Origin of the sequence: Bacillus massilinigeriensis (assembly GCF_900117315.1) — a bacterium.
Taxonomy (GTDB): Bacteria; Bacillota; Bacilli; order Bacillales; family Cytobacillaceae; genus Bacillus_BE; species Bacillus_BE massilionigeriensis.
Genome location: NZ_LT630340.1, coordinates 1 through 996 on the forward strand (window position 1 = coordinate 1; position 996 = coordinate 996).

General features: G+C 35.9%; 1 protein-coding gene. It reads left to right on the forward strand.

Annotation, left to right across the window (positions count from 1 at the left end; genetic code table 11):
* On the forward strand, nt 1-865 hold an 865-nt coding region (locus tag BQ6100_RS20545; protein ID WP_075983656.1), incomplete at its 5' end, for an ISL3 family transposase.
* Nucleotides 866-996: the final 131 nt, after the last annotated feature.

Below are 996 nucleotides of genomic sequence, written 5' to 3' on the forward strand. Positions count from 1 at the left end.
CGCTGAAAATTATGGAAGTTCAACAACAACAGTAGTTCGTCGATTCGATCAAATATCCAAAAGTGAAATCCATCCAGTGAAGGAATTACCTCCTGTCATAGCCATAGATGAATACAAAGGTGATACCAGTGAGGGAAAGTACCAATTGATTGTGGCAAATCCGATTACAAAAGAACCTATTGATATCTTACCCAATCGTAATAAAAAAACGATAAAACAGTATTTGAAGGCCCATGGAGGTAATGTTCAAGTAGTAATCATGGACATGAGTCCCTCGTTTAAAGCAGCAGTTCAAGAAGCTTTGGGAAGACCGGTAATTATTGCAGACCATTTTCACTTTTGTCGATATATTTATTGGGCATTAGATGGGGTAAGAAGAAGGGTACAGAAGGATTTTCATAGCTACGATCGTAAGAAATGTAAAAGAATGAGACATATATTTTATAAAGCAAACGAGCGTCTAACAGAGGAAGAACGTTGGTATTTAGATCGTTACTTGAAAATGTCTGATGAATTAAGAAAAGCTTACGAACTAAAGGAAGCCTATCGTGCTTGGTTCTTACACGCAAAAGAGATAGGAGAAGATCAAATTTATACTGTCAAAAAAGAGCTAAAAGAGTTTTATAAAATGGTGGAGGATACTGGAATTAAGGAAATGTGTCAAGCAGTGAAAACATTTAAAAATTGGCAGATTGAAATACTTAACAGTTTTGTCTATAGGTACTCAAATGGCTTTCTTGAAGGAATTAATAACTCCACCAAAGTCCTCAAACGAAATGCATTTGGATTTAAAAACTATGAGCGTTTTCGGGCGAAAATATTATTACAACACAAGTTTAAAAGAATTGGGGTAAACATTGGTTAAGTTGTTTCAATAAGGGCTTACGATTTACCTTTCATTCTGATGAGGAAAAGAACTTTTCCTCATCAGAATGAAAGGCCACCAAGCGTAGCGCGGTAGCCTTTACCCCAACATTTGACGTAGAACCTTTTTTA